Origin of the sequence: Actinomycetospora chiangmaiensis DSM 45062 (genome assembly GCF_000379625.1) — a bacterium.
Taxonomy (GTDB): Bacteria; Actinomycetota; Actinomycetes; order Mycobacteriales; family Pseudonocardiaceae; genus Actinomycetospora; species Actinomycetospora chiangmaiensis.
The window spans coordinates 67,892-83,459 of the sequence record NZ_KB903247.1; the positions used below are offsets into that span (position 1 = coordinate 67,892).

Annotated in this window: 14 protein-coding genes; 13 read left to right on the top strand and 1 reads right to left on the bottom strand. The window is 73.6% G+C overall.

The window, feature by feature from the left end:
* Positions 1-80 precede the first annotated feature (80 nt).
* From A3CO_RS34590 to ndk, 6 genes are all read left to right on the top strand, one after another.
* Positions 81-1,463 carry an OFA family MFS transporter gene (locus A3CO_RS34590; protein WP_018335410.1) on the top strand — a complete coding sequence of 461 codons (1,383 nt, stop codon included), beginning with the start codon at positions 81-83 and terminating at the stop codon, positions 1,461-1,463.
* The gene (locus A3CO_RS40510) at positions 1,460-1,579 is read left to right on the top strand and encodes an MFS transporter small subunit (RefSeq protein WP_018335411.1); all 120 of its coding nucleotides are present in this window, start codon (positions 1,460-1,462) and stop codon (positions 1,577-1,579) included. The genes A3CO_RS34590 and A3CO_RS40510 overlap by 4 nt, the downstream gene beginning before the upstream one ends.
* A gap of 22 nt (positions 1,580-1,601) precedes the next feature.
* Positions 1,602-3,143, top strand: a complete 1,542-nt coding sequence (gene folC, locus A3CO_RS0127165; RefSeq protein WP_018335412.1) for a bifunctional tetrahydrofolate synthase/dihydrofolate synthase — start codon at positions 1,602-1,604, stop codon at positions 3,141-3,143.
* On the top strand, positions 3,140-3,523 hold the full coding sequence (locus tag A3CO_RS0127170) for a DUF4233 domain-containing protein (RefSeq protein WP_018335413.1): 384 nt from the start codon (positions 3,140-3,142) through the stop codon (positions 3,521-3,523). The genes folC and A3CO_RS0127170 overlap by 4 nt, the downstream gene beginning before the upstream one ends.
* A 17-nt stretch (positions 3,524-3,540) precedes the next feature.
* Positions 3,541-3,708 carry a hypothetical protein gene (locus A3CO_RS0127175; RefSeq protein WP_157647874.1) on the top strand — a complete coding sequence of 56 codons (168 nt, stop codon included), beginning with the start codon at positions 3,541-3,543 and terminating at the stop codon, positions 3,706-3,708.
* A 235-nt stretch (positions 3,709-3,943) separates the two neighbouring features.
* Positions 3,944-4,351, top strand: coding sequence for a nucleoside-diphosphate kinase (gene ndk, locus A3CO_RS0127185; RefSeq protein ID WP_018335416.1), 408 nt, complete (start codon positions 3,944-3,946; stop codon positions 4,349-4,351).
* Position 4,352: 1 nt separating this feature from the next.
* Here the strand turns inward: ndk and A3CO_RS0127190 are convergent, their stop codons facing one another.
* Complete coding sequence (locus tag A3CO_RS0127190; RefSeq protein ID WP_245561618.1) at positions 4,353-5,264, bottom strand: alpha/beta fold hydrolase; 912 nt, start codon at positions 5,262-5,264, stop codon at positions 4,353-4,355.
* 59 nt (positions 5,265-5,323) lie between these two features.
* Here A3CO_RS0127190 and A3CO_RS0127195 point away from each other — a divergent pair, with 59 nt between their 5' ends.
* The 7 genes from A3CO_RS0127195 to proB all read left to right on the top strand — a co-directional run bounded on the left by A3CO_RS0127195 (position 5,324) and on the right by proB (position 15,202).
* The gene (locus A3CO_RS0127195) at positions 5,324-7,330 is read left to right on the top strand and encodes a TIGR03960 family B12-binding radical SAM protein (RefSeq protein WP_018335418.1); all 2,007 of its coding nucleotides are present in this window, start codon (positions 5,324-5,326) and stop codon (positions 7,328-7,330) included.
* The gene (locus A3CO_RS0127200) at positions 7,327-8,175 is read left to right on the top strand and encodes a TIGR03936 family radical SAM-associated protein (protein ID WP_018335419.1); all 849 of its coding nucleotides are present in this window, start codon (positions 7,327-7,329) and stop codon (positions 8,173-8,175) included. Before A3CO_RS0127195 ends, A3CO_RS0127200 begins: the two co-directional genes overlap by 4 nt.
* Before the next feature lie 129 nt (positions 8,176-8,304).
* Positions 8,305-11,670, top strand: a complete 3,366-nt coding sequence (locus A3CO_RS0127205; protein WP_018335420.1) for an Rne/Rng family ribonuclease — start codon at positions 8,305-8,307, stop codon at positions 11,668-11,670.
* 169 nt (positions 11,671-11,839) lie between these two features.
* Complete coding sequence (gene rplU, locus A3CO_RS0127210; protein ID WP_018335421.1) at positions 11,840-12,139, top strand: 50S ribosomal protein L21; 300 nt, start codon at positions 11,840-11,842, stop codon at positions 12,137-12,139.
* 13 nt (positions 12,140-12,152) lie between these two features.
* Positions 12,153-12,410 carry a 50S ribosomal protein L27 gene (gene rpmA / locus A3CO_RS0127215; RefSeq protein WP_018335422.1) on the top strand — a complete coding sequence of 86 codons (258 nt, stop codon included), beginning with the start codon at positions 12,153-12,155 and terminating at the stop codon, positions 12,408-12,410.
* Between the two features lie 78 nt (positions 12,411-12,488).
* On the top strand, positions 12,489-14,033 hold the full coding sequence (gene obgE / locus A3CO_RS34595; protein ID WP_018335423.1) for a GTPase ObgE: 1,545 nt from the start codon (positions 12,489-12,491) through the stop codon (positions 14,031-14,033).
* A gap of 8 nt (positions 14,034-14,041) precedes the next feature.
* Positions 14,042-15,202 carry a glutamate 5-kinase gene (proB, locus tag A3CO_RS0127225; RefSeq protein ID WP_033415119.1) on the top strand — a complete coding sequence of 387 codons (1,161 nt, stop codon included), beginning with the start codon at positions 14,042-14,044 and terminating at the stop codon, positions 15,200-15,202.
* Positions 15,203-15,568: the final 366 nt, after the last annotated feature.

Genomic DNA, 15,568 nt, shown 5'->3' on the forward strand with positions numbered 1-15,568 from the left:
GAATGGCTGGTTCCCACCACGCCTGCCATAGTGCTCCCGTTACGCAGCCGTCACACAACGGTTACTTCGGGTCGCGCACAGTGGAGGTCGCGTTGGGATTCCTGGACCGCTCGGCCATCGTCGCACCGCCGGGATGGGGCCGCTGGCTCGTGCCGCCGGCCGCCCTCGCCGTGCACCTCTCGATCGGCCAGGCGTACGCGTGGAGCAACCTCAAGACCGGCCTCGGGACGGGGGCCGGCAACCTCGGGTACTCCGGCGTCGCCACCGCACTGCCCTTCCAGCTCGCCATCGTGATGCTGGGGCTCTCCGCCGCCTTCGGCGGGACGACGGTGGAGCGTCGCGGTCCGCGCTGGGCCATGCTCGTCTCGACGATCTTCTTCTCCGGCGGGTTCCTGATCTCCGCGCTCGGGATGGCCCTGTCGCAGTACTGGCTCGTGGTGATCGGGTACGGCTTCTTCGGCGGGATCGGCCTGGGCATCGGCTACATCTCGCCCGTCTCCACGCTGATGAAGTGGTTCTCCGACCGGCCCGGCATGGCGACCGGCATCGCGATCATGGGCTTCGGCGGTGGCGCCCTCATCGCCGCGCCGATCGAGACCGCCCTCATGGCGACCTTCGGCAGGGACTACGGCGGCTTCTCGCTGACCTTCCTCGTCATGGGCGTCGGCTACGCGATCTTCATGTCGATGGGCTGGCTGCTCGTCCGCGTCCCGGCCGACGACTGGGCCCCGCCCGACACCCCGCGGCCGACCGCGCAGGCGTCCGGCACGACGACGGGTCCAGCGGGTCCGGCGGTGTCCGCCGCGACCGCCATCAGGCTGCCGCAGTTCTGGTTCCTCTGGATCGTGCTGTGCTTCAACGTGACCGCCGGGATCGGCCTGCTGGAGCGCGCCAACCCGATCTACCGGGACTTCTTCGCGACCACGGCGCCGAGCACCCAGATCGCCGCGGCCGCCGGGGCGTTCGTCTCGATCCTGTCGCTGGCCAACATGCTCGGCCGCTTCGTCTGGTCGTCGGCCTCCGACGTGATCGGGCGGAAGAACATCTACCGGCTCTACCTCGGCGTCGGCGCCCTGCTCTACCTGGTGATCCTCACCCTGGGCGAGGGCAACAAGGTCGTCTTCCTCGTCGCCGCGCTGCTCATCCTGTCCTTCTACGGCGCCGGGTTCGCGACGATCCCCGCCTACCTGAAGGACCTCTTCGGCACCTACCAGGTGGGCGCGATCCACGGCCGGCTGCTCACCGCATGGTCCGCCGCGGGCGTCCTCGGTCCGCTGGTGGTCAACGCGATCGTCGACGCGCAGGGCGACGTCCCGGGGCCGGGCAAGTACTCGGTCTCCTTCATGATCATGATCGGCCTGCTCGTGGTCGGCTTCATCGCCAACGAGCTCGTCAGGCCGGTCGACCCGAGGTTCTACGAGAGCACCGCCACCCCGGTGCGCGAGGAGGAGGCCGCGCGATGAGCCAGGCGACGAGCGGGACTCGGACGGCCCTCACGGTCGTGGCGTGGCTCTGGGTGCTGATCCCGTTCCTGTACGGGGTGTGGCAGCTGGTGATCAAGTTGCCGGCGCTGTTCTGAGCGGGTCGTAGGATCGGGGTCGATGCGCTACGAGCCCCACACCTTCGACGCGGACGCCGCGGGCGACACCGACCCGGACGAGATCGCGCAGCTCCTCGCGGCCGCCGGGGGAGACACGACGGCGGGCGGCGGTGCCCTGGCGGACGCGATGGTCCGCACGGGTCCCGAGCCCGACGCCGTCCCCGCGGCCGAGCACGACACCGCCGAGGACCTCGCGGCGCTCCGCGAGGTCGAGGCGGAGCTCGACCGGCGATGGCCGGAGACCCGCATCGCGCCGTCGCTCGACCGCATCCGGGCCCTCTGCGACGTCCTCGGGGAGCCGCAGCGTTCCTACCCGGTCGTCCACGTCGCGGGCACCAACGGCAAGTCCTCGGTGACCCGCATGATCGACGCGCTGCTCACGCGCATCGGTCCCCGCACCGGCCGCTACACCAGCCCGCACCTGCAGCGGGTCACCGAGCGGATCGCCCTCGACGGGCGGCCGATCTCGGCACGGCGTTACGTCGAGACCTGGCAGGAGATCGCCCCGTACGTCGGGGTGGTGGACCGGGCCCGCGACGCCGTCGACGGCGTGCACTGCTCGAAGTTCGAGGTCCTGACGGCGATGGCGTTCGCGGCCTTCGCCGACGCGCCGGTCGACGTCGGGGTGATCGAGACCGGACTCGGCGGGTCGTGGGACGCCACCAACGTCGCCGACGCGGCGGTCGCCGCGATCACACCGATCGGGCTCGACCACCAGGACTACCTCGGCTCGGACATCCTCGGGATCGCCCGCGAGAAGGCCGGGATCATCAAGCCCGGGTCGGTGGCCCTGCTCGCCCAGCAGACCCCCGAGGTGGCCCAGGTGCTGCTCGAGCGGGCGGTGGAGGTCGACGCCGAGGTCGCACGCTCGGGTGTCGAGTTCGGGGTGCTCGAGCGGTCGGTGGCCGTCGGCGGGCAGCAGCTGCGCCTGCAGGGGCTCGGCGGCGAGTACGACGACATCTACCTGCCGTTGTTCGGCGAGCACCAGGCCGGCAACGCCGCGTTGGCCCTGGCGGCCGTCGAGGCGTTCTTCGGCGCCGGGTCCTCCCGCAAGCTCGACATCGAGGCGGTGCGCGACGCCTTCGCCGCCGTCCGCGTGCCGGGTCGGCTGGAGCGGCTGCGGTCGGCGCCCACGGTCGTCGTCGACGCCGCGCACAACCCCCACGGTGCCGCGGCCGCGGCCGCCGCGGTGAAGGACGAGTTCTCGTTCCGCCGCCTCGTGGGCGTCGTCGCGATCATGGCCGACAAGGACGCCGACGGGATCCTCGCCGCCCTCGAACCGATCCTCGACGAGATCGTCGTGACGGGGATGTCCTCGCCCCGCGCGATGGATCCCGACCAGCTCGGAGCGCTCGCCGTCGCCCGGTTCGGGTCGGAGCGGGTCGTCGTCGAGACCCGCATGGACGCCGCGCTCGAGACCGCCGTCTCGATGTCGGAGGAGACCTCCGACGACGGGGCCACCGCGGGTGGCGGCGTCCTCGTCATCGGCTCCGTGGTCGCGGCCGGCGAGGCCCGCACCCTGCTCGGACGGGAGCCCGCATGACCACCCCCGGGACCGACGAGGTCCCCCGACCGGATCCACGCCGCGCGTTCCGCGGCCCGGCGTCGGCGTGCCTGGTCCTCCAGGCGATCGCGGTGCCGTTGGTCCTGCCGGTGATGAACTACGTCGAGGGCGGCATCACGGCGCCCAAGCTGATCCTCGTCGTCGTGCTCGCTGTCGGGATGATCGTGGGCTGCATCGTCATCCTGAGGCCATGGGGACTGCCCTTCGCGGTCGGGCTGCAGGTCCTCATGCTCCTCGGGTGGGTGCTCTCGCCGTCGCTCGGCGTGATGGGCCTGATCTTCTGCCTGGTGTGGGGCCTCATGCTCTGGATGCGCCGCGAGGTGATTCGTCGGCAGGAGGCCTGGTTCGCCCCGCAGTGAGCTGCGAGGGTGGGCTGATGGGCTCCGACAACCGCGCCCGCCGCGCGCAGCGCTCGCGGGACAAGACGCGTGAGGTACGACGCGCCCGTCGCACCGCGATCGAGGTCGACGACGCCGATCTCGACGTCGAGGTGCTCGACCGGCGGGTCCCGGAGGATCCCCTGCCGGGTCGCCCGGGCAGATGATCGTGACGAGCGCGACGTCGGGGATGTCGCGCCCGCCATGGTCCACTGCCTGGGCGTGACGTCGGACGAGATCGTCCGGTGGGTGCAGCGGTCCGTCGACCGGTGGGACCCGCCGCCCCGGACGGGGATGCCGCAGCCGCTCCGCCTCCCATCGCCGCCGGAGCCGGACGGCACGTGCGACGGGGGTCTCAGTAGGCTCGAGCCGGACTGTCGAGCATGAACAGAGAGGAGCGCCGTGTCCGACGAGCGCACCCTGGTGCTGGTGAAGCCGGACGGCGTGCAGCGCGGACTGGTCGGTGAGGTCATCTCGCGCATCGAGCGCAAGGGCCTGCGGCTGGTCTCGCTGGAGCTGCGCGACGTCGAGCGGTCGGTGGCCGAGCAGCACTACGCCGAGCACGCCGAGCGCCCGTTCTTCGGGGAGCTGATCGAGTTCATCACCTCGGGCAAGGTGGCGGCGATGGTCGTCGAGGGCCCGCGGGCGATCGCGGCCTTCCGGCAGATCGCGGGCGGGACCGACCCGGTGGAGAAGGCCACGCCCGGCTCGCTGCGCGGCGACCTGGCGCTGGAGACCGGCTCGAACATCGTGCACGGCTCCGACTCGCCGGAGTCCGCCGAGCGCGAGATCAAGCTCTGGTTCGGCTGACCTACCCGGTCGAGCTCCGCCCCGCGGCGTCTCCCGTCCCGGAGATCGCGACGATCCCGTCCACGACGGCGGGCCAGGAGGCGCGTGCGAGGTCGTGACCCATCCCCGGCAGCTCGAGCAGCTCGGCGCCGGGGATGGCGGCGGCGGTCGCGTGGCCGCCGCTGGGACGGATGACGGTGTCGTCGGCCCCGTGGATCACCAGCGCGGGCATCGTCAGGGCGCGCAGGTCGGCGGTGCGGTCCCGCTCGCCCACGCACGCCGCGAGCTGGCGCCCGCCACCCTGCCCGTCGTGGGCCACCGTGGCCTCGCGGCCGGCGGCGCGGCCAATCGTCACGCGCACGTCCTCGTCGTCCTCAAGGGTCCGGCCCGCCGACCCGATCCGGCGGAACGCCCGCACCATGTCCTCGACGGGGTCGGCCGCGGGCGGTCGCAGGAAGTCGGGCACGCGGCGCCAGGAGACCTTCCCGGAACGGCCGTCCCCGGGCCGCCCCATGATCGAGGTCAGCGACAGCGTCCGCCCCGGGTGCCGGATCGCGACCTCCTGGGCCACCATCGCGCCGAGCGAGGCCCCCACGACGTGCGCGCGACCGCTCGGCACGACCTCGGCGATCACCGCCGCCGCGTCGTCGGCCATGTCGCCCAGCGAGTAGACCGGACGGGCGCGCCGCGTCAGGAAGCCCCAGGGCGAGATGCCCCGCCCGCTGACGTGGGACGACCGCCCGACGTCGCGGTTGTCGAACCGGACGACGAAGCGGCCGCGCGCGGCGAGCTCGTCGCAGAAGTCCTCGCGCCACCAGTCGTAGGCGAGGCCCAGCCCCATGATCAGCAGGACGGCCGGGTCGTCGGGCGAGCCCGTCGTCGTCGTGCAGATCCGCAGGTCGCCGGAGCGGACGAAGCGCTCGGTGCCGGTCACGACCGGTCGTTCGCCCGCGCCCGCACCGCGGTTCAGGAGCACGTTTACCCTGGAGAACCATGACCGTCGATGTCACGACCTCGCCGCGGTCGGTGTACGACCGGCTCGAGCCGCTGCTGCCCCGGGTCCGCAAGCCCGTGCAGTACGTCGGTGGTGAGCGCAACGCGACGGTGACGCCGTGGGAGGACGCCGAGGTCCACTGGGCGCTCTGCTACCCCGACGCCTACGAGGTCGGCCTGCCCAACCAGGGCCTCATGATCCTGTACGAGGTCCTCAACGAGCGGTCGGACGCGCTGGCCGAGCGCACCTACGCCGTCTGGCCCGACCTCGCCGCGCTGATGCGCGAGCACGGGGTCCCGCAGTTCACGGTGGACGGGCACCGGCCGGTCGCCGCCTTCGACGTCCTGGGTGTCTCGTTCGCCACCGAGCTCGGCTACACGAACCTGCTCGAGATCCTCGACCTCGCGGGCGTCCCGCTCCACGCGGCCGACCGCACCGGCGAGCACCCCCTCGTGCTCGCGGGCGGCCACGCGGCGTTCAACCCCGAGCCGATCGCCGACTTCGTGGACCTCGTCGCCCTCGGTGACGGCGAGGAGGTCGTCGGGGACATCACCGACGTCGTCAAGGCGGCCAGGGCCGAGGGGCTCTCGCGCCACGCGACGCTCGAGCGGCTCGCCGGCGTGCCCGGCGTGTACGTCCCGGCGCTCTACGCCGTCGACTACCACGACGACGGGTCGATCGCCGCGGTCCGCCCGACGTCCCCGGCCGCGCCCGAGCGGATCCACAAGCGCACCACGAGCGACCTCGACGACTGGCCGTACCCGAAGCAGCCGCTCGTGCCGATGGCCGAGACCGTGCACGAGCGGATGAGCGTCGAGATCTTCCGTGGCTGCACCCGGGGCTGCCGGTTCTGCCAGGCGGGGATGATCACGCGGCCGGTGCGCGAGCGGTCGAAGCAGGGCGTGTCGGAGATGGTCGAGGCCGGTCTGGCGGCCTCGGGCTACTCCGAGGTGGGCCTGCTCTCGCTCTCCAGCGCGGACCACTCCGAGATCGGGGAGATCGCCAAGGGTCTCGCCGACCGCTACGAGGGCACCGGCACCGGGCTCTCGCTGCCCTCGACCCGGGTGGACGCGTTCAACGTCGACCTCGCCGAGGAGCTGACCCGCTCCGGACGCCGGTCGGGGCTCACGTTCGCGCCCGAGGGCGGCTCGGAGCGGCTGCGCCGGGTGATCAACAAGATGGTCTCCGAGGAGGAGCTCATCGCCACCGTGGCGACGGCCTACGAGCACGGCTGGCGCCAGGTCAAGCTCTACTTCATGTGCGGGCTCCCCACGGAGACCGACGAGGACGTGCTGCAGATCGCGGCGATGGCCCACGAGGTCGTCCGCACCGGGCGCAAGGCCGCCGGGCGCGGGGACGTGCGGGCCACGGTGTCGATCGGCGCCTTCGTCCCGAAGCCGCACACACCGTTCCAGTGGGCCGGGCAGACGGCGCCCGAGGTGGTCGACGACCGGCTGCGCAAGCTCCGCGAGGCGATCAACTCCGACCGGTCGCTCGGGCGCAACGTGGGCCTGCGCTACCACGACGGGCAGCCCTCGCTCATCGAGGGACTGCTCTCCCGCGGTGACCGCCGGGTCGGGCGGGTCATCGAGGCGGTCTGGCGCGACGGCGGGCACTTCGACGGCTGGAGCGAGTACTTCTCCTTCGAGCGCTGGGAGACCGCGGCGGCCGCCGAGCTCCCGCCGCAGGGCGTGGACCTGTCTTGGTTCACCACCCGCGAGCGCGACGAGCACGAGGTCCTGCCCTGGGACCACCTGGACTCCGGCCTGGACCGGGGTTGGCTGTGGGACGACTGGCAGGACGCGCTCGACTCCCGGGAGCAGGACGACTGCCGCTGGACGCCCTGCTTCGACTGCGGCGTCTGCCCGCAGATGGGCACCGAGATCCAGATCGGCCCGACGGCGGGTGCGATGGCCCCGGGCCGGATGCTGTCGCTGACACCGGTGGAGACGCGGACGTCGACGCCGGTGCACAACCCGAGGTTGGCGGGGCAGGACCCGGCATGAGCTACAAGGGGGAGGCCGCTCACCCGTCCGCGCCGACCGTGGCGAAGGTGCGGATGCGGTTCGCCAAGCGCGGCCGCGCCCGGTTCAGTTCCCACCGCGACGTCGCCCGGGCGATGGAGTGGGCGCTGCGCCGCGCGGGCGTTCCGGTGTCGCTCTCCCAGGGGTTCAGCCCGCACCCCCGGCTGTCGTGGATCGGGGCCTCGCCGACCGGCGCCGCGAGCGAGGCCGAGTTCGTCGAGATCGGCCTGACCGCCGACCTCGACCCGGCGGCCGTCGCCCGTGAGGTCGGCGCGGTCCTGCCCGAGGGCCTCGTCGTGCTGGACGTGGTGCGCTCCGGCCCCGGCGCCCTGGCCGACCGGATCGACGGGTCCGCCTGGCGGATCGAGCTGCCCGGGGTGGACCCCGCCGATCTGGCGTCCGCCGTGGCGGCGCTGCTCGCCTCCGACGTCGTCGAGGTCGAGCGGATGACCAAGAACGGCCCGCGGACGCTCGACGTCCGCTCGGCGCTCGTGGCGGTCACCGTCGAGGACGGCGTCACGGAGCCGCTCGACGAGCGTCACCCGAACGATGAACGCACCACGCGCGACACGCCGCCGACACGCCCGTCGGTCGAGAACGACCGCCGAGCGCATGCGCCATCGGCGGTGTGTGGGACACTGACGGCGGTCGTACGGCACACCACGCCGGCCGTACGACCCGACGACGTGGTGAGCGCGCTGCGTATCGTCGCCGGGCTGGAGCCGCCCGTCCCCGTCAAGGCGACGAGGACGGCGCAGGGCCGGCTCGACGACGACGGAGCGCTGCTCGACCCGCTCGAGGCGGACCGCGACCCGATCGGTCGCTGACCCCGCACCGCGCGGCACGTCCCGGGACTTCCGTGGTCGCCCCGAGCGGACGGCCACTCCAGGCGAGACCACGCGATGCCCTCGTGTGGCCGCGACCGCGAGGTCGCGCCCGGGGGCCGAAGGAGTTGCATGTCCGAGAACGACGCCCAGCCCGACGCGTCATCACCGTCCCGCCCCGACGAGGCCGCCCTCGCCGCGCTCCCCGCGAAGCTGCGGGTGCACGCCCTCGCCCGGCTGGTCGGGTCCTCCAGCCGTGAGGTCCTCGCCCTGCTGGCCCGGCTCGAGGTGCCCGCCCGCAGCGCCCAGTCCAGCGTGGACCGGGCGACCGTCTCGCAGGTGGTCGAGAACTTCTTCCCGAGCGAGCCGCTCTCGCCCGAGGCCGTCGAGGACGCGGTCGAGGCGTCCGAGGCCACGATCACGGCCGAGACGCTCCCCGAGATCCCCGAGGACCTGACCCTCGACGACCCGGCGGCCGACGCCGAGCCGCGGGTCACCGGCGCGATCACCGCCGCCCCGGCCGCGCCCGCCGCCCTCTTCCTCGCGCCCGACGTGACCACGCCGGCCGCCCCGTCCTCCTCGTCCTCCGACGAGGGCGAGACCGGCGGGGGCCGCCGTCGCCGTCGCGGCAGCCGCAGCTCCGGGGTCGTCACCCCGGGCCAGGGCGACGCGCCCGCCACCGAGGACCCCGCGGAGGACACCGCCGACGAGGACGCCGCGAGCGGCTCCGGCCCGGCCGCCGACGGCACGGACGCCGAGGGCGACGACGAGTCCGGCCGCCGCCGCCGTCGTCGGGGACGCCGGGGTCGCGGGCGCGGTCGCGGGGGCGACGAGACCACCGGCGACGACGACGCCGCGGACGACGCCGAGGACAGCGACGACGCCGAGGACACCGACGAGCAGGACGGTGACGACGCCGAGGACCAGGGTGACGCGTCGTCCGACGAGGGCTCCTCGGAGTCCGGGTCGTCGCGGCGCCGCCGCCGGCGCCGTCGGCGGGGGTCCGACGACTCGTCGGACGGGTCGTCGTCGACGAACGACGACCCGCCCAACACCGTCACCCACGTCCGCGAGAAGGCGGAGAAGAGCGAGAAGTCCGAGAAGGACGCGCCGCGACGCTCGAGCGACGACGAGGTCAAGGGCGTCAAGGGCTCGACCCGCCTGGAGGCGAAGCGCCAGCGGCGCCGCGACGGGCGGGAGGCGGGTCGCCGCCGCCCCTCGATCCTCTCCGAGTCCGAGTTCCTGGCCCGCCGCGAGGCCGTCGAGCGGACGATGGTCGTGCGCCAGCAGGCCGACCGGAACCAGATCGGCGTCCTCGAGGACGGTGTGCTCGTCGAGCACTTCGTCGCGGGCAGCGGCCAGAACTCGATGGTCGGCAACGTCTACCTCGGCCGCGTGCAGAACGTGCTGCCCTCGATGGAGGCGGCGTTCGTCGACATCGGCCGCGGCCGCAACGCGGTGCTCTACGCCGGCGAGGTCAACTGGGACGCCGCAGGGCTCGACGGCAAGCAGCGCAAGATCGAGCACGCGCTGTCCTCGGGCGACGCGGTGCTCGTCCAGGTCACGAAGGACCCGGTCGGCCACAAGGGCGCCCGGCTGACCACGCAGATCAGCCTGCCCGGCCGGTTCCTGGTGTACGTCCCCGGGGGCGGCGCCACCGGCATCAGCCGCAAGCTGCCCGAGCCCGAGCGCAAGCGGCTCAAGGAGATCCTCAAGCGGATCGTCCCCGACGAGGCCGGGGTCATCATCCGCACGGCCGCCGAGGGCATCGAGGAGGCCGAGCTCGAGGCCGACGTGCGCCGCCTGGCGGCCCAGTGGGAGGTCATCGAGAAGACCGGCCGCGACGCCGCCGAGGGCAAGGGGAAGAACAAGCCCAAGGCACCGTCGCTCGTGCACGAGGAGCCGGACCTGCTCATCCGGGTCGTCCGCGACATGTTCAACGAGGACTTCTCCTCGCTGGTCATCTCGGGGGAGCAGGCCTGGGAGACCCTCGAGGGCTACATCTCGCACGTCGCCCCCGAGCTGGTGCCGCGGCTCTCGCGCCACACCGGCCCGGAGGACGTGTTCAGCGCCTACCGGATCGACGAGCAGCTGATGAAGGCCCTCGACCGCAAGGTCTGGCTGCCCTCGGGCGGCACGCTGGTGATCGACCGCACCGAGGCCATGACCGTGGTCGACGTCAACACCGGCAAGTTCACCGGCTCCGGGGGCAACCTCGAGGAGACGGTCACCCGCAACAACCTCGAGGCCGCCGAGGAGGTCGTGCGCCAGCTCCGGCTCCGCGACATCGGCGGCATGATCGTCATCGACTTCATCGACATGGTCCTGGAGTCGAACCGCGACCTCGTGCTGCGTCGGCTCACCGAGTGCCTCGGGCGCGACCGGACCCGCCACCAGGTCGCCGAGGTCACCTCGCTCGGGCTCGTGCAGATGACCCGCAAGCGGGTCGGCCAGGGGCTGCTCGACGAGTTCTCCACGGTCTGCGAGCACTGCAAGGGCCGCGGCGTGATCGTCTCGACCGAGCCCGTCATCGGGCCCAACGGCAACGGCCACACCCACGAGCCGGCCAAGGTCGCCTCGGGTGGGTCGGGCGACGGGGGCTCCACCGAGTCCACGTCCGGCGGCTCGAACGGCTCGACCGGGTCGGGCGGCGGCCGTCGACGCGGGCGGGGTCGTCGGGGGGCGTCCTCCGAGGGCGGCTCGCCCAGCACCGTGGCGGCGAGCGCGAACGGCCACGACGGGCCCGTGCCGAGCCCGGCCGACGTCGCCGCCCGCCGGTCCTCGGCGGCGGACGACGCCGAGGAGTCCGAGGTGGCCCTCGAGACCGACCTCGCCCAGGAGTCGATCGGGTCGGTCGAGGAGACGGTCCCGACGACCGGGCCCGACGCCGACGCGGAGGACACCGCGGCCGCCGCGGGCGACCCGGAGGTGGCCCTCGAGGCAGACCTCGCCGAGGAGTCGACGGGCGAGGCCGACAACACCGCCGAGGCCGCCGGGGTGCCCGTCGAGGCGGCCCTGGCGGAGACGTCCGGGACGTCCGACACGGCAGCCGCGGACGGGACCGACGCCGACACCGACGCCGTGGCGGAGGAGCCGGAGGTGGCCCTGGAGGCCGACCTCGCGGCGGAGTCCGCCGGTACCCCGGAGCCGGTCGCCCCCGACGCCGACGGGCCCGTCACGGCGGACCCCGTCACGTCGGACACCACCGTCGAGTCCGACACCGAGGACACCGAGGAGTCCGCTCCCGCGGAGGTCGTGTCGGGCCCGGTGTCCGAGGAGCCCGACCAGCCCGAGGACCCCGACGAGCCGTTCATCACCGGGCGGATCGGGGCGATGCTGCCGCCGCAGGCGGTGGCCGCGCCGGAGGCCGAGGACGAGCCCGAGGAGTCCGAGGAGACCGCGCCCGTCGTCGGGGACGCGGAGCCGACCCCGAAGCGGCAGCGACGCCGGGCGGCGTCGCGTCCCGCCGGCCCGCCGGTGGCGGTCGCCGGGACCTGATCACCCGACGCCGGCCCGGCGACCCCGGACACGGGGGAGCCGGACCGGGCGGGTATCGTGGAGCGAGCAGTGCCGGGGTGGACCACGCCGGCACACGGTGAGGCGCCCTCGAGGGCGGGCCTCCCGACCCCGAACAGAACGTCCAGTACGACAGGAGCCTGCGTCCGAGATGTACGCGATCGTGAAGACCGGCGGCAAGCAGTACAAGGTCGCGGTCGGCGACGTCCTCGACGTGGAGCTGCTGGACGGCGACTCGGTCGACCTCCAGCCCGTGCTCGTCGTGGACGGCTCGACCGTCCTGTCCTCGGCCGACGACCTGGCGAAGGTGTCGATCACCGGCACCATCACGGGTGAGGTCAAGGGCCCGAAGATCAAGATCATGAAGTACAAGAACAAGACCGGCTACAAGCGGCGCGTCGGGCACCGTCAGCGCTACAGCCAGGTCGAGATCACCGGCATCTCGAAGTAGGGGAGCGGAACTCATGGCTCACAAGAAGGGTGCGTCCAGCTCCCGTAACGGTCGCGACTCCAACGCCCAGCGGCTCGGGGTCAAGCGCTTCGGCGGCCAGGTCGTCAAGGCCGGCGAGATCCTCGTCCGCCAGCGCGGCACCAAGTTCCACCCGGGCGTCGGCGTCGGCCGCGGCGGGGACGACACGCTGTTCGCCCTGATCCCGGGCGCCGTCACCTTCGGCACCAAGGCCGGGCGCAAGAACGTCAACATCGTGCCGGTCGAGGCCTGAGCCTCCACCAGCAAGCACCATCAGGCGAGGGGCGGGCCCGATCGGGTCCGCCCCTTCGTCTGTCTCCAGGAAGGCACCATGGCACGCTTCGTCGACCGCGTGACGCTCCACGTGACCGCCGGGTCCGGCGGACACGGCTGCGCCTCGATCCGCCGTGAGAAGTTCGTGCCGCTCGGCGGCCCGGACGGCGGGAACGGGGGCCGCGGCGGCGACGTCGTCCTCGTCGCGGACCCGGGCGTGCACACGCTCCTGGACTTCCACCACCGCCCGCACGCCGTCGCCGGCAACGGGCGCCCTGGCATGGGCGCGTTCCGCAACGGCGCCAACGCCGAGGACGTCGAGCTCGCCGTGCCCGAGGGCACCGTCGTGATGTCCCCCGAGGGCGAGGTGCTCGGCGACCTCAACGTCCCCGGCATGCGTTTCGTCGCCGTCGCCGGGGGCCGCGGAGGGCTCGGCAACGCCGCCCTGGCCGGCCCCACCCGCAAGGCGCCCGGCTTCGCGCTGCTCGGCGAGCCGGGTGACAGTCGCGACCTCGTGCTCGAGCTGCGGTCGATGGCCGACGTCGGGCTCCTCGGGTTCCCGAGCGCGGGCAAGTCGTCGCTGGTCTCCGCCCTGTCCGCCGCCCGGCCGAAGGTCGCCGACTACCCCTTCACCACGCTGACCCCGCACCTCGGCGTGGTGAGCGCGGGCGACTCGACGTTCACCGTCGCCGACGTGCCGGGCCTCATCCCCGGCGCGTCCGACGGCAAGGGCCTCGGCCTGGACTTCCTGCGCCACATCGAGCGGTGCTCGGTGCTCGTGCACGTCGTGGACTGCGCGACGTTCGAGACCGACCGTGACCCGGTCTCCGACATCCGCGCGCTCGAGGCCGAGCTGGCCGCCTACACCCCGGCGCTGGGCACCGACCTCAGTGAGCGGCCCCGCATCGTCGCGCTGAACAAGATGGACGTGCCCGACGCCGCCGACCTCGCCGAGCTGGTCCGGCCCGACGTCGAGGCGTTCGGATGGCCCGTCGTCGAGATCTCGACGGCGGCGCACACCGGCCTCCGGGAACTCACCTTCCTCATGGCCGGTGCCGTCGAGGAGGCCCGTCGGACGGCGCTCGTCACCGTGCCGCCGCGGGTCGTCCTGCGGCCCAAGGCGGTCGACGACGCCGGGTACACGGTCGCGCGCGACACCTCGGTCGACCCGACCGAGGGTCCGGCGTGGGTGGTGCGCGGCGAGAAGCCCGAGCGGTGGGTGCGCCAGACGGACTTCAGCAACGACGAGGCCGTCGGCTACCTCGCGGACCGGCTCGCGAAGCTGGGCGTCGAGGAGTCGCTGGCCGAGGCGGGCGCCGCGCCGGGCGACATGGTGACGATCGGCGTGCACACCTTCGACTGGGAGCCCTCGACCCCGGCCGGCGTGGCGGCCCTCGGGTCGCCGGTGCAGTCGGGCAACCGCGGCACCGACGCCCGGCTGGACAACGTGGGCCGCGCCGATCGCTCCTCGGCGGCCGAGCGCAAGGCCGCCCGCATCGAGCGCCGCCGCCACCGCGACGACGAGGAACTCGGTGTCGCCTCGTGGGCCGACGGGGGAGAGTCCGTGTCGTGGGAGAACCTGGCCGGGTGGGACGAGGAGTGAGCTCCGGCGTGGGCACCGGGGCACGCGGGACGGTCCAGGAGGCGCGGCGGCTCGTCGTCAAGGTCGGGTCGTCCTCGCTGACCAGCGTCTCCGGCGGGCTCGACATCGCGCGGCTGGACGCCCTCGTGGACGCGGTCGCCGCACGGGCGACCACCGGGACCCAGGTCATCCTGGTGTCGTCCGGCGCCATCGCCGCGGGGTTGTCCCCGCTCGGGCTGGCGCGGCGTCCCCGGGATCTCGCCACGCAGCAGGCCGCCGCCTCCGTCGGCCAGCTCCACCTCACCCGCGCCTACGCCGACGCGTTCGCCCGGCACGAGCGGGTCGTCGGGCAGGTGCTGCTGACCAGCCACGACGTCGTCCGCCGGGCCCCGTACCGCAATGCGCAGCGGACCTTCGAACGGCTGCTCGGGCTCGGCGTGGTGCCGGTGGTCAACGAGAACGACACGGTGGCCACCGACGAGATCCGGTTCGGCGACAACGACCGGCTGGCCGCACTCGTCGCCCACATCGTCGGCGCGGACGCGCTGGTGCTGCTCTCCGACGTCGACGGCGTGTACGACGACGACCCCCGCGCCCCCGGGGCCGCCCTGCTCGACGAGGTGCACGGCATGGCCGACCTCGCCGCCGTGCGCATCGCGAAGCCCGGGGCCTCGTCCGTCGGCACCGGGGGCATGGCCTCGAAGCTCGCGGCCGCGGACCTCGCCTCCGGGGCGGGCGTCCCGGTCCTCGTCGCCGGCGCCGCCCATGCCGCGGCCGCGCTCGGACCGGGCGACGTCGGGACGGTCTTCGCCCCGACCGGTCCCCGGCTCTCCGCCCGCCGCTTCTGGCTGCGCCACATGGCCGGATCCCGCGGCCGGCTCCATCTCGACGACGGGGCGGTGCGGGCGGTGACGTCGGGCTCGGCCTCGACGCGGCGCTCGCTGTTGGCGGCCGGCATCACCGGGTCGGACGGCGACTTCGAGGCCGGCGACGTCGTCGAGCTCGTCGGCCCTCACGGCGAGACCGTGGCCCGCGGGGTCGTGGCGTTCGACTCCGAGGAGATGCCCGAGCTCGTCGGCCGCAAGACCCGCGACCTCGCGCCCGAGCAGCGCCGCGAGGTGGTGCACGCCGACGACCTGGTGCCGGTCGGTCGCCGGTCGGTGCCGGCCGCGGCGACGTCGGCCCCCTGATGTCAGCGGTGGCCCACGGCTGCCACCGGGTGTCAGCGGTGGCCCACGGCTGCCCCCTGATGTCAGCGGTCGCACACGACTGACGGGCCCGACTGTCCGAGATCCTGACGAGCCGCGCGACGTGCTCGCTCAGCGACCGTCTCGCGCGGCACGTCGAGATCTTGTGCTGCGGCTCCGATCCGACCCCACCCGCCGTCGGGAAAGGTGCGTCTGCCGGTGCGGATCGGCGGCCCCTCGGCCGCGGGCAGGACCGACCGGAGCTGCGCGTCGCGCACACAGTCCGGCGGCGGCGTCGAGGTCCGGCAACCCCTGCGCGTCGCGCACACACGTCGCGGCCCGGAGCGAGTGTGTGTGCCACGCGTCGAG

What these genes read in the sequence shown, in the direction of transcription:
- A3CO_RS40510 (WP_018335411.1), top strand. Translation starts at nt 1,460, where the DNA reads ATGAGCCAGGCGACGAGCGGGACTCGGACGGCCCTCACGGTCGTGGCG.
- folC (WP_018335412.1), top strand. Translation starts at nt 1,602, where the DNA reads ATGCGCTACGAGCCCCACACCTTCGACGCGGACGCCGCGGGCGACACC.
- A3CO_RS0127170 (WP_018335413.1), top strand. Translation starts at nt 3,140, where the DNA reads ATGACCACCCCCGGGACCGACGAGGTCCCCCGACCGGATCCACGCCGC.
- A3CO_RS0127175 (WP_157647874.1), top strand. Translation starts at nt 3,541, where the DNA reads ATGGGCTCCGACAACCGCGCCCGCCGCGCGCAGCGCTCGCGGGACAAG.
- A3CO_RS0127195 (WP_018335418.1), top strand. Translation starts at nt 5,324, where the DNA reads ATGACCGTCGATGTCACGACCTCGCCGCGGTCGGTGTACGACCGGCTC.
- A3CO_RS0127200 (WP_018335419.1), top strand. Translation starts at nt 7,327, where the DNA reads ATGAGCTACAAGGGGGAGGCCGCTCACCCGTCCGCGCCGACCGTGGCG.
- A3CO_RS0127205 (WP_018335420.1), top strand. Translation starts at nt 8,305, where the DNA reads ATGTCCGAGAACGACGCCCAGCCCGACGCGTCATCACCGTCCCGCCCC.
- rplU (WP_018335421.1), top strand. Translation starts at nt 11,840, where the DNA reads ATGTACGCGATCGTGAAGACCGGCGGCAAGCAGTACAAGGTCGCGGTC.
- rpmA (WP_018335422.1), top strand. Translation starts at nt 12,153, where the DNA reads ATGGCTCACAAGAAGGGTGCGTCCAGCTCCCGTAACGGTCGCGACTCC.
- obgE (WP_018335423.1), top strand. Translation starts at nt 12,489, where the DNA reads ATGGCACGCTTCGTCGACCGCGTGACGCTCCACGTGACCGCCGGGTCC.